This is a genomic window from Jeongeupia sp. HS-3 (assembly GCF_015140455.1).
In the GTDB taxonomy this organism is placed as follows: Bacteria; Pseudomonadota; Gammaproteobacteria; order Burkholderiales; family Chitinibacteraceae; genus Jeongeupia.
On record NZ_AP024094.1, the window covers coordinates 1781418 to 1803406 of the forward strand.

Annotated in this window: 17 protein-coding genes; 8 read left to right on the forward strand and 9 right to left on the reverse strand. The window is 61.9% G+C overall.

Going from position 1 to position 21989, the window contains the following annotated elements; all coding sequences use genetic code 11:
- Positions 1-21: 21 nt before the first annotated feature.
- The 7 genes from dagF to dagR all read right to left on the reverse strand — a co-directional run bounded on the left by dagF (position 22) and on the right by dagR (position 7609).
- Positions 22-768 carry a 2-dehydro-3-deoxy-phosphogluconate aldolase gene (gene dagF / locus JLC71_RS08465; RefSeq protein WP_305066863.1) on the reverse strand — a complete coding sequence of 249 codons (747 nt, stop codon included), beginning with the start codon at positions 766-768 and terminating at the stop codon, positions 22-24.
- Positions 765-1880 carry a D-glucosaminate-6-phosphate ammonia lyase gene (gene dgaE, locus JLC71_RS08470; RefSeq protein WP_200914936.1) on the reverse strand — a complete coding sequence of 372 codons (1116 nt, stop codon included), beginning with the start codon at positions 1878-1880 and terminating at the stop codon, positions 765-767. Before dgaE ends, dagF begins: the two co-directional genes overlap by 4 nt.
- Before the next feature lie 10 nt (positions 1881-1890).
- Positions 1891-2745, reverse strand: a complete 855-nt coding sequence (locus JLC71_RS08475) for a PTS system mannose/fructose/sorbose family transporter subunit IID (protein WP_200914937.1) — start codon at positions 2743-2745, stop codon at positions 1891-1893.
- 2 nt (positions 2746-2747) lie between these two features.
- The gene (locus JLC71_RS08480; protein WP_200914938.1) at positions 2748-3494 is read right to left on the reverse strand and encodes a PTS mannose/fructose/sorbose/N-acetylgalactosamine transporter subunit IIC; all 747 of its coding nucleotides are present in this window, start codon (positions 3492-3494) and stop codon (positions 2748-2750) included.
- Between the two features lie 27 nt (positions 3495-3521).
- Complete coding sequence (locus tag JLC71_RS08485) at positions 3522-4007, reverse strand: PTS sugar transporter subunit IIB (protein WP_200914939.1); 486 nt, start codon at positions 4005-4007, stop codon at positions 3522-3524.
- 32 nt (positions 4008-4039) lie between these two features.
- A complete protein-coding gene (locus tag JLC71_RS08490; protein ID WP_200914940.1) occupies positions 4040-4447 on the reverse strand; it encodes a PTS sugar transporter subunit IIA in 408 nt (135 codons plus the stop codon).
- A 351-nt stretch (positions 4448-4798) separates the two neighbouring features.
- On the reverse strand, positions 4799-7609 hold the full coding sequence (gene dagR, locus JLC71_RS08495) for a transcriptional regulator DagR (RefSeq protein WP_200914941.1): 2811 nt from the start codon (positions 7607-7609) through the stop codon (positions 4799-4801).
- Between the two features lie 216 nt (positions 7610-7825).
- On the opposite strand from dagR, the gene JLC71_RS08500 reads away from it, so the two are divergent.
- From JLC71_RS08500 to JLC71_RS08530, 7 genes are all read left to right on the forward strand, one after another.
- Positions 7826-8347: a hypothetical protein gene (locus JLC71_RS08500; RefSeq protein ID WP_200914942.1), complete on the forward strand. Its 522-nt coding sequence runs from the start codon at positions 7826-7828 to the stop codon at positions 8345-8347.
- A gap of 100 nt (positions 8348-8447) precedes the next feature.
- Complete coding sequence (locus tag JLC71_RS08505; RefSeq protein WP_200914943.1) at positions 8448-9374, forward strand: TraB/GumN family protein; 927 nt, start codon at positions 8448-8450, stop codon at positions 9372-9374.
- Between the two features lie 70 nt (positions 9375-9444).
- Positions 9445-10482: an aldo/keto reductase gene (locus JLC71_RS08510; RefSeq protein WP_200914944.1), complete on the forward strand. Its 1038-nt coding sequence runs from the start codon at positions 9445-9447 to the stop codon at positions 10480-10482.
- Positions 10483-10581: 99 nt separating this feature from the next.
- Complete coding sequence (locus tag JLC71_RS08515; protein WP_200914945.1) at positions 10582-11775, forward strand: M20 metallopeptidase family protein; 1194 nt, start codon at positions 10582-10584, stop codon at positions 11773-11775.
- Positions 11776-12161: 386 nt separating this feature from the next.
- Positions 12162-13835, forward strand: a complete 1674-nt coding sequence (locus tag JLC71_RS08520; RefSeq protein WP_200914946.1) for a sulfatase family protein — start codon at positions 12162-12164, stop codon at positions 13833-13835.
- Positions 13836-13924: 89 nt separating this feature from the next.
- Positions 13925-15145: an anaerobic sulfatase maturase gene (locus JLC71_RS08525; protein WP_200914947.1), complete on the forward strand. Its 1221-nt coding sequence runs from the start codon at positions 13925-13927 to the stop codon at positions 15143-15145.
- A 344-nt stretch (positions 15146-15489) separates the two neighbouring features.
- Complete coding sequence (locus JLC71_RS08530; protein ID WP_200914948.1) at positions 15490-15828, forward strand: zinc ribbon domain-containing protein YjdM; 339 nt, start codon at positions 15490-15492, stop codon at positions 15826-15828.
- Between the two features lie 86 nt (positions 15829-15914).
- On the opposite strand, the gene JLC71_RS08535 is transcribed toward JLC71_RS08530, so the two are convergent.
- Entirely contained in the window at positions 15915-17525 is a 1611-nt protein-coding gene (locus JLC71_RS08535; RefSeq protein ID WP_200914949.1) for a methyl-accepting chemotaxis protein, read from the reverse strand.
- Positions 17526-17764: 239 nt separating this feature from the next.
- Here JLC71_RS08535 and JLC71_RS08540 point away from each other — a divergent pair, with 239 nt between their 5' ends.
- Positions 17765-18112, forward strand: coding sequence for a GFA family protein (locus tag JLC71_RS08540; RefSeq protein ID WP_200914950.1), 348 nt, complete (start codon positions 17765-17767; stop codon positions 18110-18112).
- Between the two features lie 65 nt (positions 18113-18177).
- On the opposite strand, the gene JLC71_RS08545 is transcribed toward JLC71_RS08540, so the two are convergent.
- A complete protein-coding gene (locus JLC71_RS08545) occupies positions 18178-21813 on the reverse strand; it encodes a phosphocholine-specific phospholipase C (RefSeq protein ID WP_200914952.1) in 3636 nt (1211 codons plus the stop codon).
- Positions 21814-21989 lie beyond the last annotated feature (176 nt).

Here is a 21989-nt window from a genome sequence, read left to right on the forward strand (position 1 = left end):
CAATCACGGGCTGGGGGGTAATCAGACCCGTTGCTTCACCATCTGCAGCAGCTCGGCCACGTCTTCGGGCCGGGTTTTGCCGCTTTCCTTGTCGATGATCGAGCTGTAGACGTGGGGCATGACCTTGGGCACGCCGGCGTCGAGACAGACCTGCAGAATCTCGCCGAAATTGGCCAGATCGATGCCGCCGGTGGGTTCGATCATCTCCAGCCCGTGGCGGGCGCAGCTTTTCGCCAGCGCTTCGAGTTCGGCCAGCGATTTGAGCCCACCCATCGGGAAGAACTTGGCCGCGTGCGCGCCGAGGTCACGGATCATCAGCACCGCGGTATCGGTGTCGACCAGCGCCGGAGCTTCGGCGCTACTGCCGGCGACACCGGTCGAGACGATCACCTTGCCCGGTGTGCCGGTCGGGCGGATCAGCGCGTTGATGCGGGTATTGCTCACGCAGCGCGCGGCCAGCGCCCCGGCGGTGAAGCCGGCGCCGGTGAAGGTCTGGTTCACATGGCCCGGTGCGGTGGTGGCGGCGATCATCGCGGCCTTGTAATACTGCGCCGGATCGCCGGCGCCAAGGCCGACCGACACGCAGACGCGCTCCTGCCATTGCCGTGCGGCGACGACGCCCTCTTCCACCGTATCGAAACGGGCCGACAGCAGGCCGATCGCGGCATGGCCTTCGGCTGCCAGATACGACGCCTCGGCGTTATCCAGATCGCGCGCCAGCACGTTGACCGCGACGCGATCCTTGTAGAAAGAAATCGTCTGCATCATGCGTTTTCCTTGTATTGGTCGGACAGGGCTTGCAGGCGCGCGATGATCACGTCGAGGTCATCGCCCTGCAGCGGCCGCGGGTCGATGCTGAACACACCGGCGTTGAGGTAATACTTGCGGGTGTAGATCGCCGGGCTGCCGCCGCGCAGTTGCGCCTCGATCGCCGCCGCATCGGCACCGAGTACGTCGGCGTGGACACGGATGCGGGCACGGAAAATCTCGCGGCCGGCTTCGTCCTGCTCGAGATCGGCCGAGAAGCCGTGCATCGCGCTGATTTTGGCGATCGCGGCTTCCAGCAGCGGAATATCGGCGCGGCCGTCGTGATGGCGCACCGCGTAACGGTCCAGCGCTTTCACCAGCCCCAGCATGCATTCCTTGCCGATCTTCATCGGCCGGCCGATGCCGTGGTACTGCGCCTTGCATGCGGTGATCAGCGCCTTGCGGCCGGTGATGAAGCCCGAGGTCGGCGCGTCGATCGCCTTGGCGCCGCTGTAGATCACCAGATCGGCGCCGGCGGCGACGTACTTCCGCAGGTCTTCCTCGGCGGCGGCGTCGATGATCAGCGGCAGCCCGTGTTCGTGAGCGATGAGGATCATCTCCGCCAGCGGCACCATGCCCTTCTGCACCGCGTGGTGCGACTTCACGTAGACGATTGCCGCAGTACGCTCGGTGATCGCCGATGCCACGTGAAAGGCTTCCGATTCGTTGGCCTGGCCGACCTCGACCGGCACGCCGCCGCCGAGGCGGATCATCGTCGTCACCGGCGCGCCGTAGTTGACGCTGTGGCCCTTGAGCAGGATCACCTCGTTGGCGAGGCCCGAGCTGTCGGGCAGACGCTCGACGAGGTTCGGATCACCGTTCGAGATCACCGCGGCGACCGAGATCGCGATCCCGGCCGACGCGCTCGAGGTGACGCAGCTGTCCTCGGCGCTGGTGTGCGTGGAGATCAGCTCGCCAACGCGGTCGATCAGTTTCTCGATCTCGACGTAGTTCGATGCGGCTTCGGCGACTTCGTCCATCACCTCGGCCTCGACGGCCGAGACACCGAGGATGGTCATCTTGCCGCAGGCATTGATCACCCGCTTCAGGCCGATGCGTTCATAGATATTCATCGTCTTTTCCTCAGAGGATGCCGGTGATCGAGCAGACCAGGCTGAACACGACGACCGACAGCAGGATCACCGTATAGCGCGGGCCTTTCTTGAGCATGTAGATGTAGATCGCGAACACCGCGGCCAGCGGCAGCAGCCCCGGCACGATCGAGTCGAGCACCTGCTGCACCACCACTTCCGAGCCCTGCAGGAAGCTGAACTTCAGCGGCGTGGTCAGCTTCACGTAGCTGGCGGCGAGCGCGCCCATCATGATCAGGCCGAGCACGTTGGCGCCGTAGATCAGTTCCTTGATCTTGCCGCCCTGCAATAGCGTGACGATCGACTCCTTACCGAGCTTGTAGCCCTTGTGGCACAGCGCAAAGCTGATGGCGATGGTGATGCCGGTGTACAGCACCAGCGGCGCAATCCCGCCCATCGCGCTGCCCTTGGCGGCGAACGGAATGAACAGCGCGATCAGCAGCGGCATCATCGCCGCCCAGATGATCGAATCGCCAACGCCGGCCAGCGCGCCCATCAGCCCGGTCTTGATGCCGATGATCGACGAGTCGGTGATCGGCTCGCCACGGGTCTTCTGCTCTTCCATCGCGATCGCCACGCCCTGGATGATCCCGCCCATCACGCCTTCGGTATTGAAGAAGTTCAGGTGGCGTTTCAGCGCTTCGGCCTGCTCTTCCTTGTTCGGGTAGAGCTTGGTCAGCACCGGCGTCATCGACGCGCAGAAGATCAGGCTTTGCAGACGCTCGTACGAGTTGGAAACCTCGGCGCCCATGTAGTAGATCAGCCAGGCTTTGCTGATGTCAGCCTTGGTGAGCAGGGGACCGTTCTGTACCTGGGCGATGTCTTTTTCGATAACGGTAGCGTTCATGATCATGCCTCCTCGTTTTTGCCAAAACCGCGGATCAGGAAGGCGATGCAGGTGCCGAAGATGGCAACGGCCATGATGTCGACCTTCAGGTAAAGCACGGCGAAGAAGCCGGCGACGAAGTAAGGAATCAGCGTTTTCTTGCCGATCACCATGATGGTGATCGCGAAGCCCAGCGCCGGCAGGATGCCGCCCATGATTTCAAACGAGTGGGTGAGCCAGTGCGGCATGAAGGCGAGGAAACGCTCGACCACCGACTGGCCGAAGTAGTTGGCGGCAAACACCACCGGGAAGCGGATCACCAGGCCCATCAGTGCCGGCCACAGGAAGGCGCAGCGCATGATGCCGCCGATATTGCAGGTCTCGGCGTGCTTGTCGGCCATGTGAACCCACGCCGCGTTGATGGTGCGGCGCAGCTGGTCGACGAAGACGCCGATCACGCCGAACGGAATCGCCAGTGCAATCGCCAGATTGGCGTCCATGCCGGTCTGCACCGCGATCGGCAGCGCGATACACGCGGCCAGCGCCGGATCGGACGGCACATTGCCGCCCGGCGTCGAGGTGACGCCCAGATACACCAGCTGGATACCGGCGCCGACGATCATCGCCGTCTGCATATTGCCGGTGATCAGGCCGACGAACACGGCGATCACGATAGGCTGCACCAGCATGCCGGAGAAGGTATAGCCCAGCCGCAGGCGGGCAAACCAGTAATACAAACCCATCAGGGTTGCGATCATCAAGGTGCTCATGTCGAGACTCCTCGTTCAGGTTCGGGGTTACAGGCGCTTGAGGATGTCGGCGAGCTTTTGCGGCTTGTCTTCCGGGATCGTCTGGAAGATCACATCGACACCACGGTCCTGCAGATCGCGCAGCGTGACCTCGTCGGCGTCGTCGAGCGTGATGTTCTGGAACACCACCTTGCGGCCCGGGCCGCCACCCAAGCCGCCGACCTGGATCTGCTCGACGTTGAAACCGTCGATCACCGCCTGACGCACCGACGCCAGATTCGGGAACAGCACCAGCACATTGCCGGCGCCGAGCTGGGTCTCGGTCCAGGTGCTGCAGAAACCGGCGACGCTGTAGCAATCGACCTTGATGTTGGGCGGCGCGGCCATCATGAAAATGCTCTTCATGAACGGATCGGCATCGAGCTCGTCGCTGACCACGGCAATGCGGTTGGCCTGCGACTGGCCGACCCACTTGGTGACGACCTGACCGTGGATCAGACGGCTATCGATGCGGCAAAGGACGATTTTGGCCATGTTGTTTCTCCCTGGATTGAATGAGTGACGGTTCAGCGTTGCTGCAGGCTTTTGACGATGTTCTTGAAACTGTTGCGGCCGACGTCGACCAGATCGTCGACCTGATCGGCCAGACGCCCTTCTTCGCGCATATCGAGCGCGGCGAGCATCAGCGTGGCGTTGAGGCCGGTGATCACGCCGATATCGAAATCGGCCGACAGCCGCGCGGCGACGTTGGAGGTCGAGCCGCCGGTGAAATCGGCGATGATCAGCGAGCCGGCCGGCATGCTGGCGACCTTGGCTTTCACCGTCTCGTAGAACTCGCCCATGGTGTCGACCGGCATCAGCGCGATATCGGACACGCCGTGGATTTCGCCGGCGACCATCTTCAGGCAGTCGATCAGATTGGCGCCCCAGCCACCGTGGGTCAGCGTGAGGATTTCGGAAACGGCTTGCGTCATGGGTTTTCTCCTTGTTCGTGAGGCTGGGCACCGGTGGCAACCGGGCGATGACCCCATAAGGGCAAGATGCGTGCCAGCAACTGTCACACCGGAAAAACAGAACGCAAAATACCTTTAAAAACAGCAAGATAAGCGCAGATTAATTTTTCATAACCGCACGCCGCCCCCAGCATCACGGCCCGCCATGCCATCTGGCATGACAGATGGCGAGAACGGATGAGGGGCGCGAGACGAAGGCGCAGCCGCGCACCCCACCTGCTAAACAAGGGGGGAAGACGGCCGGACGGAATTGGGAAAAAACGAGCAGAACCGCGGCTTGCCGGCTGGCGAGGCCGCGGTTGAGGTGCAGGTTTACTTGAAAAGCAGCTCGTAGATGTAGAAGTGCTCGGTATCCGAGAGGCGGATGTTGTAGGCGGTTTCGATCGGTGCGAACGCGGCCTTGATGACAGAAAACGCCGTGTCGTTGGCGATGGCGCCGGGCGGCAGCGTCATCTGTAACGGTTTACGCTCGATCACGATGCGTTCGACCATGCAGCAGCAGTGGATCATGAAGCGCAGTGTCACCTTGCGCGACGGCTTGATGTCCAGCGCCTGGCAGATCTGGTTAAAGACCGCCTCGATTTCCTGCAGCACCCGGTGCGGATTCAAGACCGAAATCTGGTTGATGATGCTTTCGATGGTGACGGTGGAAATGAACTTCATCGCCACCTTATCCAGCATCAACTCGCGCTCGTCCCGGCTCATGCCGACATCGAGCATGTCCATCACCAGCTCGGCGCCATGCTCGGAGAACAGCTCCTCCAGCGACAGGAAAGGCACGTCGGGCAGCTTGGGCAGGAAAGAGCCGATGATGCCGGCCAGCCGTTCGTTCTCGCCGATATGGCTGCTGAGCTTGTCGAGCTGCTCGATCTCGGCGTAATCGAGCGTCATCAGCCGGATGCGGTCGGTGAGCATGTCCTCGAACACATCCGCTATCATCTTGCGGATCTTCACCGACGTGCCCAGCCCGGTGACGCAGGACACCACGATCACCTTGACCTCGTCGGCGCCGGCCGGGTCGTACAGGTCGTAATCAAGCCCGCTCTGCGCGAGCAGCTCGCCCAGTACCTTGAGGTCGGTGGTTTCGTACGACAGATCCATCGCCACTTCGAGCAGGCCGATCATCGTCACATTGCGGATCAGCAGTGTTTCGATCTTGAACATCTTGCGCACGACGGCGCCGAAATGCACCAGCGAACCGAGGTCAACGGCGAGGATCAGCTTCTTGTACTGATAGCGCGCCACTTCCTTGATGAACAGCGCCAGCGTGTCGTGCACCGACTGCTCGAACGGCATGTTGATGGCGATCACCAGCTCGCGGCCGATCAGCTTGTTGACGTAATCGGCCATGCTGCTGGCGGTGCTGTCGCCGTGCGAGATCAAAATCATGCCGCAGTCCTGGTGCAGCCGGTGCGCGTGGCGCTGCGACTTCAGTTCGGCCAGCAGCAGGCACATGAAGATCATTTCGGCCGGCGGGCAGACGATCAAGAAGGTTTCCTCGATCTTCTTGCACACGAGCCTGGCGTTGTCGTACTCGGTCTTGGCCTCGTCCGGAATCAGGTTGGCCGAGTACAGCCCCGGAATCTTGCCCTTCTTCACGTACGACAGCAGCGTGATGAAGTGATTGCGCAAGTGGCCGGCGATGGTCTCGCTCATCTTGTAGCCGGTCAGCCCCTCGATGAACGCGATCAAAAGCTTGATGCGCTGCTCGATCTGCAGGCCGAACACGCCGGCCAGCGTCGGCAAGGCGTTCACCTCGGCGTGGTGGATCTTGTGATCGAACACCGTTTGCAGTTTTTTGCGCAGGATCAGGCTGATCTCGTTGGCCGGGATGTTGCTGCGCTGCAGCTGGGTGTATTCCTCGGCCAGATAGGCATAAAAAAGATCGGCATCCTTGCCCTCGACCGGCAGCAAGGCGGTGCGCTCGATTTTTTGCACCTCGTTCGGCGACAGCGACAGGAATTCGCTGCCGAGCAGTTCGTCGAGGATCAGCTTGGTGCGGATGTCGTAATGCGCCGCCTTGCGATCCAGATAGCCTTCGTCCACGCTCAGCTGCGGGCTGCGCGTGGCGAACTGGTTGGCATAGGCCTGGGCGCAGATGAACTGGATGTCGCTTTTCAGCTCGCCGATATTGCCCTCGTACTCGCGGCACAGCAGGTGGCCGAGCAGGGTTTTGCTCACCTTGATCGTCAGCCCGGTCTTGCGGCTTTCGGCCTGGAAAAAGCGCACGATCATTTCCAAGCGCTCGTCAAAACTGCGCTCGGCAAAGCTCGGCAGATCGATCACCACCTGGATGCGCCGCAAAAAGGTGCGCAACAGTGTCGACTTGATGTTTTCGGTGGTCGCGCAGATCAGCCGGATATTGCTGCTGATTTCCTTGTCGCTCGACCCGAGCCGCCGGTACACACCCTTGTCGAGGATGGAGAACAGCTTCTCCTGCCCTTCGAACGGCAAGCGGTGGACTTCATCCAGAAATAGAAAGCCGCCCTCGGCCTTGGCGACCAGCCCTTCCTTGGCGTTGGCGGCACCTGTGAACGCGCCCTGCTGGTGGCCGAACAGGTGCGAGGTCAGCAGCTCGGGGTTGTTGAAGTATTCGGAACAGTTGAAATACACGAACGGTGCCGCGCCCTCGCGGGCGAAATCGCTGAAACGGTGCATCAGCTCGGCAAAATAGGTTTTGCCGACGCCCGATGGCCCGGTCAGCATCACGTTCAGCCCGTTGGGCGGGTACAGCACCGCGGCCTTGCCCTTCTCGACCGCCTGTTTCAGGCTCTGGTCATAGCCGATCAGCGCCTGGAACGGGGCGTCACCGGCGGCCTCGTCGTCGTCGCGCTCAAGCAGTTCGGCCAGCTCGCGCACTTCGTTCAGCGCCGGGTCAAGCTCGGCGTTCAGCACGCTGGCGACGGTGGCGCGATGCAGGAACAGCACCGGCCGGCTCTTGATCTTGATGACCTTGCCTTCCAGACACAGCTCGTTCAGATCCTTGCTGACCGAATTGCGGGCCAGCCCCAGGTTGTAGCCGATGGTTTCGGCATCGATACCGCCGCCGGCCATCAGCGCCGACGCCTGCAATGGCCGCGTCAAGCGTTCCAGCTCCTGGTAGATCGTGTCCTTTCTGCGCACTGCCTTGCTCCCGCTTTTAACCGCTGCCCCATGATGCCAAACGCAAGATGCCGCTGTCCGGCCGGCGGCAAGACAGACTGATCCAGGGCAAGCCTTGGTAACACGCCACCACCCTTGACACCATTGGGGTTGACCCCGGCCGGGCCGGCGACGGCATCGCAAGAATGAAACATCCGCTTGCTACCTTGCCCGCCTTCACTGCCAGAAGAGGCAAGCATGCTGATGCTGCAAACCGTGTACGCCAAGACCACGCAGGGCCAGGCCGAAATCGATACCCGTCGACTCGGCCTCTCGGCGCGCGCGCGGCGCCTGCTGATCCTGATCGATGGCCAGCGCACCCTGGCCGATATCGCCACCGTGCTGGGACACGCCGATCTGGCGCCGCTACTGGCCGAACTGAAAACGCACCGGTGCATCGATGCGCCGGATCGCCCTGCCGTCGTGACCGACCCCATCGCCATCGCGCCGCCGGCGCCGGCCGAAACCCGCCAGCCCAGACCGCTCGACGCGGTCGATCCGATCCGCATCATCAAGGCCAAGGAACTGATGACCGAGAGCACGCACGAGTTTCTCGGCCTGATGGGGCGCGGGCTGATCAGCGAGATCGAGGCCGTCGCCGATGCGCCGGCACTGAAAAACGCCATTGCCCGCTGGAATATGGCGCTACGCGAATCGCGCAAGGCCGGCCCGTATGCCGACCAGTTCGTCGAGGCGGTGAAGGTGCTCACCGGCTTGTAAAACACACGCCCGAAGACCGGTACTGCGATAGCGGGCCGAGGATGTTTATACTGGCGGTCGACCGGGGGCCATCGAGCCCAAATAACAGGAGACCCGCCGGATGTTTGCCCGACTTCGCCCACTGATTGCCGCACTCTGTACCGCCACGCTGCTGGCGCCACTTCCGGCCCTTGCCGCCACGCCGGCCAAGAGCGAGTCTTTCCCGCGCGCGGTGCTATGGAAAATCGACAAACCGGGCGTGAAGCCGTCCTGGTTGTTCGGTACCGCCCACGTCAGCGATCCGGAGGTCACCCGCCTCTCGCCGCAGGTACAAAAAGCGTTCGACGACGCCGACACCGTCACCACCGAAGTGCGCATCGACTTCAACGGCATGATGGATTTCGCCAAGCGCGTGCTGATGCCCGAGGGCGAGCTGCTCGCCGACCAGATCGACGCCGAGCACTATCAGAAACTGCTGCCCGAGCTGGCCGCGCGCGATTACCCCGAAGTCGCCGCCAAGCGGATCAAGCCGTGGGCCGCCGCGATGCTGTTGATGGTGCCGAAGAAGAAAGCCGGTGACCTGCCGCTGGACCTGATGCTCGCCAAGATGGCGATCGAGGGCAGCAAGCAATACACCGGGCTGGAAACCATTACCGAACAGGCCGCCGTATTCGAGGCGATCCCGGCCGACAAGCAAAAAACCCTGCTGTACGCGCTGATCGACCAGCAAGCCGACGTCGATACCTATTCACGCAAACTGATCGCCATGTACGTGAAGCGTGACGTCGAAGGCATCGTGCGCTTTGCCAATCAGGACGAAGTGACGCTGCCGCCTGCCGATCAGGCGTTCTTCAATACCTGGAAACAAAAGACGCTGATCGACGAGCGCAACGAGCGCATGGTCGAGCGCATGGGGCCGCAGCTTGCCAAGGGCAGCAGCTTCATCGCCGTCGGCGCGCTGCACCTGCCGGGCAAAACCGGCCTCGTCGCGCAGCTCAAAAAACAGGGCTACACGCTGACCCCGATCGACGATCGCAAGCGCAAGTAGTAGCCTGAGTACGAAACGCAACAAGGAAAAGCCGGTGATCCCGGCTTTTTCCGTTCTGGAGATCACCGCAATGCAATACCGTACCCTGCCCGGCACCGACCTCAAGGTCTCGTCGATCTGCCTTGGCACCATGACCTTCGGCGAGCAGAACAGCGAGCCTGACGCGCACGCCCAGCTTGATGCGGCGACGGCCGCCGGGGTCAATTTCATTGACACCGCCGAGATGTATCCGGTACCCGGCCGCGGTGAAACTCAGGGTCGCACCGAGCAGTACATCGGCAGCTGGCTGGCGAAGCAGCCGCGCGACAAGGTCATCGTGGCGACCAAGGTCGCCGGACCGAATCGCGGCATGGACTGGATACGCGGTGGCCCGCAACTGAACGCGGCGCAGATCGTCGCCGCCTGCGATGCCTCGCTCGCCCGGCTCCAGACCGATTACATCGATCTGTATCAAGTGCACTGGCCGGCGCGTGCGGTGCCGATGTTCGGCGCCAGCCAGTACGACCCGGCCGAGGAAAAGCCCGATACGCCGGCGATCAGCGAGCAGCTCGAAGCGCTGTCGAAGCTCGTCACCGCCGGCAAGGTGCGCTATCTGGGCACATCGAACGAAACCGCCTGGGGCGTCGCCGAATGGGGCCATGCGGCCGATGCCAACGGCCTGCCGCGGATGAAGACCATCCAGAACGTCTACAACCTGATCAACCGCACGTTCGAGACCGGCCTGGTCGAAGCCTGCCACCGCGAACAGGTATCGCTGCTGGTGTACAGCCCGCTCGCCTTCGGCTTGCTGTCGGGCAAGTACATCGCCGGCGCTCCGGCCGATGGCCGGCTGAGCCGCTTCCCGCAATTCGGCTCGCGCTACCGCAAGCCCTTTGTCGACGAAGCCGTCGCCGCCTACGCCGCGCTGGCGCGCGAACACGGGCTGACGCCGACGCAACTGGCGCTGGCTTTCGTGCACAGCCGCTGGTTCGTCGCCAGCACCATCATCGGCGCAACCACGCTGGCCCAGCTTGGCGAGAACATCGGCAGTAGCGAAATCACCTTGTCGGCCGAACTCGAAGCCGGGATAGAGAAGCTATACCGTCAATACCACAGCCCCGCGCTGTAAACGCTCATTCGGCGGCTGCGCTTCGGGCGAAAACAAACTGTTTTGGCTCGCTCGCCGACCGAATCGTTTACGCCCAAGACCAGCGGAAAGGAATTCACCATGCGTACCCAAGCCGAAGCCATCCACGACTATATCGTCGCGATCCGCCGGGATATCCACCAGCACCCGGAACTGGGCTACCGGGAAACGCGCACGGCGCAACAGATCGTCGCGCAACTGGTGGCGCTGGGAATACCCAGCCGTGGCGGCGTGGCCGGCACCGGAGTGGTGGCCGAGCTGAAGAAGGGCGACGGCCCCATCATCATCATCCGTGCCGACATGGATGCGCTGCCGATCGATGAGGCCACCGGCCTGCCCTACGCCTCGCAATGCCCCGGCGTGATGCATGCCTGCGGCCACGACACCCATGTGGCGATGGGCCTCGGCGCGGCGCGGCTGCTGCTGGAGGCCGATTTCGCCGGCACCGTGCGCTTCGTGTTCCAGCCGGCCGAGGAAGGCTGCTACGACGATCCGGACGGGTATTCGGGTGGCCAGCGCATGGTGAAGGAAGGCGTGCATCTGGGCGCCAGCGCCGCGATCGCGCTGCATCAGGTGCCGGTCATGCCCACCGGCATGATCAGTATTCGCGACGGAGCGGTGATGGCGGCGAGCGACGAATTCGACATCGTCGTGCACGGCCGCGCCGCGCACGCCGGCGTCTCGCCGCAGGCCGGCATCGACGCCATCGTCATCGCCGCCGAACTGGTCGGCACGCTGCAAACCATCGTCGCCCGCAATATCAGCCCGACCGATTCGGCCGTGGTCAGCGTCGGCACCATCGCCGGCGGCGCCGCGACCAATATCGTCGCCGACTCGGTTCGCCTCACCGGCACCATCCGCACGCTCAGCGCCCAGACCCGATCGCACGTGCACGCGCGCATGGCCGACATCTGCGCGCATCTGGGTGCCATGCACGGCACCACGATCGACTGCAAAATCCTCAATGGCTACCCGGTGACGATGAACAACCCCGAGGTCGCCGCTATCGCCCGCCGCGCCGCGCAACACCTGCTCGGCGAGGACGCGCTGCTGGAGCTGCCGCCGCTGATGGGCGGCGAGGATTTCTCCTTCACCGCCGCCGCCGTGCCCTCATGCTTCGCGCTGCTCGGCACCATGGGCGCGGACAGCAACGGCCACTCGCTGCACAGCCCGAAAATGATCGTCGATGAAACCGCACTGCCGCTCGGTGCGGCGTATCTGGCACAAACGGCGCTGGATTTGCTGGCGCATTTTGGCAAGCCTGGTCGCCGATGAAATCAGGCACATGAGACCGAACGGCAGGTTTATCCCGGCTTCGCAGCTCCCCGGGAACGGTACGTTCTCACAGCTCACATCTCACTTTTGGAACGACTTGACCAATAATATAAAAAATTATTTCTGCACCACAGAGAGAAATTAATGAATACCATTTACTTAAAAGGCATCTATTGGAAAATGCACTCAGCATTACGATTGTAATTTTCCACGTTGACGTCTGTTTTGGAGCGAACTTAAGGTAGACGCGCCGTTCGGGCTAGGGGCGTTTGACTTGGCCGCATGCAATGCGCATATTGAAACATTCGTTGCGCGCCATGTTGCCCAGCTCTCCATCTCCGGCCGCGTTCATTGACACGTTTTCATCCTGAATCAGGAACCTCTCTATGTTCAAAAAGTCGAACTTGGCGATTTACGTTGCCGCAACGCTGAGCACAGCCTGTCTGCCGGTGCTGAGTGCAGCCGCAACGGACGTCAAGCAGCAGGGCACGGCGACCAATGTCGCCATCAACAAGTCCTTTGAACCGGTGCAGTACAGCACCAAGGGCAAGCCGAATGTCCTTGTCGTGGTCATGGATGATCTGGGCTATGGTCAGTTGAACTACGACAACAGCGCCTTCGACAAGACCGAATTCCTCAAGTCGCTGGAAATCCCCAAGCGTTACGAGGCCAATATCGACAAGGCGATCGACGCAGCAAAGCATTCAACGCCTTATCTGCGCACGCTGGCCGACAACGGTGTCATGTTGCAGCAGGGCTTTGTGGCGCATGGCGTCAGCGGCCCGTCGCGGGCAGCCATCATGACGTCGCGCGCGCCATCGCGCTATGGCATCTACAGCAACGATGATGCGGAAAAAGGCGTTAGTCTGGATGAGACCTTCCTGGCCAAATATTTTCAGGATTACGGTTACAGCACGGCGGCCATCGGCAAATGGCATGTCTCGGAAATCACCAATGTGCCCATCGCCAAAGACAAGCAAACGCGTGATTACCATGACAACTTCGTGACCTATGCCAATGAACCTTATCAACCGCAGAATCGCGGCTTTGGCTATTTCTTTGGTTATCACAACTCCGGCGCGGCCTATTACAATTCGCCGTCATTGTTCCAGAATCGGGAAAATGTCCAACCCAAGGGCTACCTGACCGAGCAATTGACCGATCAGGCGCTGAAGGTCATGAAGAACAGCAAGGCCGACGACAAGCCGTTCTTCGTCTACCTTGCCTATCCGGCGGTGCATATTCCACTGGAAAAAATGGCTCCGAAGAAATACCAGATTTTCCATACCGGCAATCAGGATGTGGATAATTACTACGCGACCATCAATGCCGTTGACCAGAATGTAAAACGCATCATGGATACGCTGAAAAAGAGTGGCCAAGCGGACAACACCATGGTGTTTTTCCTAGCCGACAACGGCGCCGTGATCGATTCGCCGCTACCGATGAATGGCCAGTTCAAAGGCAACAAGGGCACGACCTGGTCGGGCGGCGTGCATGTGCCGATGTTCGTATATTGGAAGGGCAAACTGCAAAGCGGCCTGAAATACAAGAATATGGTGTCGTCAATGGACATCATGCCGACGGCGCTGGCCGCAGCCGGCATTCCCCTGCCGACGACCAACAAGAAACTGGATGGTGTCAATCTGCTGCCTTATCTGAATGGAAAAACGCAGGGAACACCACACGAGTATCTGTATTGGGCACAACCCCGTGCTTTCCACTGGAATGCCAAAAACATTCCGTTCTGGACCAACTACGACAAGTTCGTATCGGGCCAATCGGACGAATACCCGCATAATCCATATCGCGAACAGGATTCGGCCTTCACCTGGACGGTACGTGACGCCCAATGGGCGCTGCATTACTACACCGGCAATCAATCCTACGAACTGTATCGTGCCGATGACGTGTCCGAGCAGCACAATGTCGCGGCGCAAAATCCGCAGGTGGTCACCCAGTTGAAACAGCAAATTCACGGCTGGATGGGCCAAGCGACCAAGCCGGCGACGGACAACAACCAGCCCAAGTACCAGCAACTGCTCGACGGTATGAAATAAGCCCTACCCATCAAACCCGCGGCACGGCCAGCGGAAACACTCACCGGCAAGGCTCCCAGGGTCTTGCCGGTCTTGCATCGGGAGCGATCATGCTGAGTTTCATGGCGAAGCCGACGAGCTTCAAGTGCAATATCCGCTGCGACTATTGCTTCTATCTACAAAAGGAAGCCTTCGTCGAGCCACCGCATGGCAATGGCCTGAACATGGCCGACGATGTGCTCGAAACCTTTGTCCGCAAGCAGGTCGACGCTGGCGGGCAGGATGTCTACTTCACTTGGCAGGGTGGCGAACCCACGCTGGCCGGCCTCGATTTCTATCGTCGCGCGGTCGCGCTGCAACAAGCCTGTGCCGGCGGCAAGCGTATTCACAATGCCTTCCAAACTAATGGCATCGCGCTGGATAACGAATGGGCGGCATTTTTCAAGGAGCATGATTTCCTGATCGGCCTGTCGCTGGATGGCGATGAAGAACTCCACGATGCCTACCGCGTCACCGCGACCGGGCGCGGCACCTTCGGGCAGGTCATGCGCGCGGTCGAACTGCTCAAGCACCACGGCGTCGAATTCAATACGCTCACGGTCGTGAATGACCGGAACGTCAAGCATCCGCTCAGGGTTTATCGTTTCCTCAAGCAAATTGGCAGCACTTATCTACAGTTCATTCCTGTCGTCGAAACCGGCGAGCTTGATGAGCAGCACCGGCCCGTGTGGTTTGCAAACAAGCAGGTCGAGCCAACACCGACCGATTTTTCGGTCGATGCGCTCGAATACGGTCGTTTCATGACGGCGATTTTCGACGAATGGGCACGTCACGATATCGGCACGGTTTTCGTGCAGATGTTCGAGTCACTGCTGGCGCGTTTCTGCGGCTTTGCACCAAGCATGTGCATTTTTCAGAAAAGCTGCGGTGGCGCAAATCTGGCGATCGAAGCCAATGGCGACGTCTACAGCTGCGATCACTTCGTCTACCCCGAACACCTGATCGGCAATATCAAGACGCACACGCTGACACAAATCGGCGCAGCCACCGCCCCGCTCTCGGCACGGAAAGACGCGCTCAACCGCCAGTGCAGTGCCTGTCCTTGGGTCGAGCTGTGCAATGGCGGCTGCCCCAAGCACCGCTTTGTCCGTAACGCCGATGGCGAGCGCCACAACTATTTCTGCGGTGCCTACGAGCACATCTTCAGCCACCTGACCCCCGCCCTCAACTTCATGGCCGAACTCAAGTCCCAAGGCGCGTCACCTGCACTGTTGGGCCAGTATTTCGACAGGATTTATCCCGCACAGAGCCAGACGCCAGGCATACCGTAAGCCCGCTTGCATCGCTGCCGCCCTTTGATCGGGCCGGACGATGCGCCCAGTACCTGACGGCAATACGGCGGGTATGACAACAAGGTTCAAGCCGATGCTGATGCTCAGCAAAGCGACGACTCCCAAGCTTGGAGCGCCTAGCTCGAAGGCGGTTACGCCATTCCGGCCATGGTCGCTGCATTGCGCGACTTGGTGATCAAGCCGCAAGCGAAACTGAGCGCCAACAATGAAAAACGCACTCTCTTTCATACACATCAGGCACAGCACAAGCTACATATCGCACGGCGCCGCGTCACCCGCGGCAGTTATACTTCCGCGCTGAACTCATAGACTGGAAAGCCCATATGTCCACGATTCCCGCCTGTCCCCAATGCAGCATGGAGAACACCTATCCGGATGGCGACAACTACGTTTGCGCCGATTGCGGCCATGAGTGGGCGGCCAGCGCTGCGGCGAGCGACGATGACGACGCGCGGGTGGTGAAGGACGCCAACGGCACGGTGCTGCAGGACGGCGACGCGGTGGTGCTGATCAAGGATCTGAAGGTGAAGGGTTCGTCGATCACGCTCAAGCAAGGCAGCAAGGTGAAGAGCATTCGCCTGGTTGGCGGCGATCACGAGGTCGATTGCAAGATGGATGCCGGCAACTTCATGCTGAAGGCCTGTTTCCTGAAAAAAGCCTGATTCCGCTGGTGAATGGACGTGGTTCCATTCACCGCAAGCATGAAAAAAGCACATCCGCGGATGTGCTTTTTGTTTGGGGAAACCGCTCAGAGCCTGAAACGCGCCACCGAGTCTTTCAGCTGCGCCGACAGCGCTTCCAGTTCCTGCACATTGCGATTGGCCGCGCCGACCGAATCGGCCGAGGCTTCGACCATATTGGCGATGCGCTCGACATTGCTGGCGACGCTGGCACTGGCCGTGCTCTGCTCGGCGGTTGCGTTGGCGACGTCGCGGATCTTCGCCAGTGTCGAGGCCGAACCGACGCTGATTTCGCGCAGCGCTTCGGCCGCCTCGCCCGCCAGCGCGACGCCACGCGCTACCCGCGGCTTCACCGCGTCCATGCTGTCGACCACCGAACCGGTATCGGCCTGGATTGCCTGCGTCATGGCGGCGATCTCGCCGGTGGCCTGGGTCGTGCGCTCGGCCAGCTTGCGCACCTCGTCGGCAACCACCGCAAAGCCGCGGCCCTGTTCGCCGGCGCGGGCGGCTTCGATGGCGGCGTTCAGCGCCAGCAGATTGGTCTGATCGGCGATGTCCTTGATCACGCCGGCGATACCGTCGATCGCGCGCGAGCGTTCGACCAGCCCGGCGATCAAGGCCGAGGCCTCGCCGATCTGTACCGAGACGCGCTGGATTTCGGCCGATGCGTTGTTCACCAGCGATTCGCCCTGCGCGGCCAGCTCGGTCGAGCGCGACGAGTTGCTTTCGGTTTCACGCGCGCTCTCCGAAATCTGGTCGACGCTGACCGACATCTGCTCGATCGCCGCCGCCGTCGCCGCGGTCGCGTCCGACGACTGCCGTGCGGACTGGTTGATCTGCGTCATCTGGCCCGAAAGGCTGGCGGCGGCATGACCGAGCGCGCCCGAACCGCGCTGGATGCCTTCGATCATCTGCCGCAGGCTGCCCTGCATCGTCGCCACCGCGCCAAGCAGGCTGTCCGGCGCGACCTTGCCGTCGATATGGCGGCTCAGATCACCGGCGGCAATCGCCTGCGCCACTTCGGTCGCGTAATCGGGCTCGCCACCAAGACGGCTGTAAATGCGCCGTGACATCATCACCGCCACCGCAATCACCACCGCCAGCACCACCAGGCCGATCAGCAGGAAGCTCAGCGCGTAGCGCCAGTAGGCGCGGTCGATGTCGTCGGTGAATACGCCAAAGCCGATGATCCAGTCCCAGCCCGGCACCTTGATCACGCCGTTGATCTTGGGCACTTCGATCTCGCTGCCGGGGCGCTTGGTCACGATGTCGGTGTAACCGAAATCGCTCTTGGCCAGCACATCCATATAGGCCTGATGCGTGCTGCGGCCATCGGGCAGTTTCGAGCCGAAATCGATCTTGCCGACCCGCTTCGGGTTCGGATGGGCCAGGATCCTGGCATCCATGGTGCGGACGAAGACATAGTCATCGCCCTTGACGAGGCCGGATGCCGCATCGATGGCGCGGGCCTGGGCTTCGTCGCGCGTCAGCTTGCCGCTTTGCTCCAGCGCCTGGTAGCGCTTCATCTGCCCGACCGCCAGGTCAAGAACGAGCCTGATCTCGCCACGGCGCTCCTGCAGCATGGTGGAACGGATGGTTTGCAAGGCATAGCCCGCGATGATGACCAGACCGATCACCGCACAAACGACGATCAGGCCCAATCGGGTGGAAAGCTTCATTGGATAACTCCGGCGCCTCCCTGACGAGGCTTGATGACGCGGCATGACCCGCTCGTGGCAGATCCCTTGTCGCTAAGTATTAGTAATTTGTAATTTTCTTACTTACAGAACGGATTATATCCAAGCTCGCACCGTGATGATGACATTGGTGTGCGCGGGCCATGGCCAGAAATCTCGCCGCTGTGACGGACAGGCGCTATAAAAACACGGCGTTCACGTCATCAACATAAGGAACAACCATGATCTATCGCGGCAGCTGTCATTGCGGGCGCATTGCGTTCGACGTCGAAGGCGAAATCGGTACGGTGATCGAATGCAACTGTTCGATCTGCCGGCGCCGCGGCCACCTGCTGTGGTTCGTGCCGCGCGCCAGCCTCAAGCTGGTGACGCCGGAAGCGGACCTGAGCACGTACACCTTCAACAAACACGTGATTCAGCACCATTTCTGTCCGACTTGCGGCTGCGGCCCGTTCGGGCGCGGCAGCGATCCGGCCGGCAACGAGATCGCGGCGGTGAATGTGCGCTGCCTTGAGGGCATCGAGCCCGCCAGCCTGCAGATCCAGCAGTACGACGGCCGCAGCAAATAGCCGGTTGCCGCCCGGAATGAAAAACGCCCCGCATTGCGGGGCGTTTTGCGTGGCTTGAACCACACTCAGCAGCTACCGAGATCCTCCCACGGTTTGGCGCTGCCGCTGTTGGTATCGGGGCGTTCGCCCTGTGTCCACCATTTGGCGCGGTAGTTGCGGCCGTTGTAGCCGACGGTTGCCCCGGCATCGTAGGCGGCGGCCGACCCCCATTCGGCGGCGCAGGTCGACGTCACGCTCATCATCATTGGTGCCGGTACGGCACGCAGGCTCGCCAGCGGCTGGCCCGAGGCGGCGACCGCCTTGATCTCGTCGACGCCCAGCGCACGCGTCCATACGGCAACGTCGTCGAAGGCGATGGCGAAACGCTCTGCCGGGGTGCGGCTGTAATAATCGCCGCGCGCGTCTTCGTTCAGCGCCCAGCGCCCGTAGCTCGGCACCACATTGCCGGTGACGTTGCTGAAACTGACGACGGTTTCGCGCACATCGGTCGCCGATTGGCTGGCGTAGCAGCGCATGGTCTTGGCCGCCTTGTCGACGCAGATCGCCACGTAGCACCAGATATCGAGCGGCATCGCCAGATAGCCGTCGGCACGGTTGGTGCCGTCGCCGACATTGAACTTGAAGCGGCCGTCGCCCGACGCACCGATCGAGAAGCCGGCGTTCTTGCCGGTCGCCCAGTCCTTGTTGGCAACGATGCTGGTCATCCTGGTGCCCATGTTTGAGGGCATCTTCACCCAGCAAGCGAAGGTGAACGCGTTACTGGCCGCGCTGACGTCGTAGGGCAGGAAAGCGGCGGCGGCCTGCAATGCATCGAGGCGGATGCCGTTGCCGTACTGCGCGGCCGGATACGTCACCGGGCCGGTGACGGTTGCGGTACTGCCGGCGACGTCGTCGCTGCCGTCGGCGTCAAAGCGGTGGTAATGCGCCAGCCCGCCCAGCAAGGCAGCGCCCCAAGCCGATGGCGCCGGCGTCGGCGCGGTCCGCAAGGTCTGGATCGGCTGGTTGGCCGAGGCGATCGCCTGGATGTCGCTCGCCACCAGCGCCCTGCCCCATACGGCCAGATCGTCGAACTCGATAAGGAAACGCTCGGCCGGATAGCGGCTGTAATAGGTGCCGCGGCCGTCTTCGTTCAGCGCCCAGCGGCCAAAGCTCGGGACGATATTGCCGCTGACATTGGCGTAGCTGAGCACGGCCTCGGCGACGCTGCCGGCGGCATTACTGGCATAGCAGCGCATCGTTCTGGTCGCGGTATCGACGGCGATCGCCACATAGACCCAACTGCCGGTGACCATGGCCAGATAGCCGTCGGCGCGGTTGGTGCCGTCGCCGATATTGAACTTGAAGCGGCCATCGCCCGAATGACCGATCGAGATGCCGGCGTTCTTGCCGCTCGCCCAGTCCTTGTTGGCGACGATGCTGGTCATGGTCGTGCCCATATTGGTCGGCATCCTGACCCAGAAGCCCAGGGTGAAATTGCCGCCGCTCATGTCGAACGGCAGAAAGGCCGCGGCGGCCTGCAGCGCGTCGAGCCTGATGCCGCCGCCGAATTTCCCAGCCGCCGGGTACGCCACCGGGCCGGTGCTGCTCAATGCGGCGCTGCCGGCCTCGTCGCTGCCGTTGCCTTCAAAGCGGTAGTAATGACTCATGCCGCTGAGCAAAGCAGCGGTGAAACCCGCCCCCGCCCCCGCGCCGGGCACTGGCGTGGGGGTCGGTGCGGGCGTCGGGCTCGGCGTCACCCCGGCGATGCCGAGCCGGCCCGGAAAGGTCATGCTCGTGCCGCCTTCGATATGGCCGCAATACTCGTAAACGAAGGTATTGCCGGTGTCGCCGGCGACCAGCAGCATGAAGTCGTACCAGTTGCTGCGCGTCGCCAGCGACAGCGTCACCGTGGCATTGGCGGCAATGACTTGCGGCGTGCGCTGGCCGACGAGGTAGTCGTCGATGTTGACGGTGATCGCCACGGCCGCGCGGTTCTGGATGCTCACACTCACCACGCCGCCGGCCGGATTCGGCACCACGCTCACCTGCGGATACGCGCCCCCCTGCAATGCGCTCGGCAGCAGGCTGCCGGCGAAACGACGGTAAAAGCTGTTGGGGCCGTGCACGGCAATATCGAAGCGCCCCGAGCTGACCGCGCTGGCATCGATGATCTGGGTCTGGCTGCCGGCGGCGGGCACGGTGACGAAGATGGGTGCAAAGGTCAGCGTGCCGTAGCCGTGGATATCGAACGCCGCGCCCTGCGTTCCGCCATTGGCGAACGACAGTGTCAGCTTCTTGCTCGCGGGATCGACGCTGGCGTTGAGATCGGGTTGCACCGCCACCGGCCGCAACGGCCGGGCGCCGCCACTTTCGACCCCCGGTGCCGACACCTCGCCATTGGGAACGGCCGCCGGCAGGCTGGCGCAGGCGAAGTTCGCATCGCTCGCCAGCGTCGCGGTATTCGGCAAGCTGGAGGGGAAGCCATAGCCGCTGGCGGCAAAGTCGAAGCCATCCATCAAATCGCCGCACACGCTGCGGCGCCACGCGCTGATGTTCGGCTCCTGCACGCCGGTAAAGCGCTCGAGGAAACGCAAGGTCGACGTGTGATCGCTGGCCTGACTATGTACCCAGCCGCCGACGCTCCATGGCGAGATCAGCCAGGTCGGGATGCGGTGGCCAAGGCCCAGCGGATAGCCGCTGTTCCATTCATTGGTCGTGCCGATCGGCGGTGTTGGCGGTACCACGTGGTCGAAGATGCCGCCATTTTCGTCATAGGTGTAAATGAATACCGTCTTGGCCCATACCGCCGGGTTGCTGGCAAGCGCATCGAGAAAGATCTTGGCGTAATCGCCGCCGACATTGGGGCTGTAGTGCGGATGCTCGGACAGCGCCGCCGGGGCGATGATCCAGCTCACCGCCGGCAAGGCATCGTTGGCGACATCCTGCGCGAAGGCGTTGCGTGCGCGGCGCACCATGCCCTTTTGATACAGCGGCGATGTCGTGGCGGCATTTTTGAAATTGCTGAACCACGCCAGCGCGTTGTCGTCGTAATTATCCTGCTCCTGATACATCTTCCACGAGATGCCGGCCGCTTCGAGCCGCTCGGCGTAGGTCGTCCAGGTAAAGGGTTTGCTCTCGTCGTTGTTCATCGACGCGCCATTGGCCCATTGTCCCTGGCCATTGGCGCCCGACATCAGGAACAGCCGGTTCGGATTGGTACTGGTATTGGCCGAACAGAAATAGTGATCGCAGGTGGTGAACGCATCGGACAGCGCATGGTGGAACGGGATATCGGCGCGGGTGTAATACGCCATGCCGTTATTGCCCTTGTTGGGAATCCATTTGTCCATCACGCCGGCATTGAACGCCTGCCTGCCGTCGGTCCAGCTATGGGCGACATCGACCATGCATTGACCATTGGTGGTGGCGCCATTGAGCCGGAACGGCCAGATCACCTTGCCGGCGGCGCTCTTCTGCGCAAACACGCTGCTGCCGTCGGGCAGGCGCAAGGGGTGCGGATCGTTGTAGCCGCGCACGCCGTTGAGCGTGCCGAGGTAATGGTCGAACGCACGGTTCTCCTGACTCAGGATCACCACATGCGCCACCGAGGCCAGGCTGCCGCCCGAAGGCGTGCCGGCGGCCAGGACTTTTTGCAGGCTGAGCGGCAAAGCGCTCAGCGCCGCACCGACCCCACCGTACTTGAGGAAATGCCGTCGATTCATCTCTCACTCCGTGTTGTTATGCCCCCTTCTGCGAGAGGGCATCGCACTGTGCACGGCGAATATGAATCGCAGCTTTCCGCTTGGTGAATTTGTCACGACATCTAGATGACATGACCAAAGCGGCACCACGGCCAAGGCTGACAGAACTACAATCGGAGCATCGCGGGCTTCCGCTC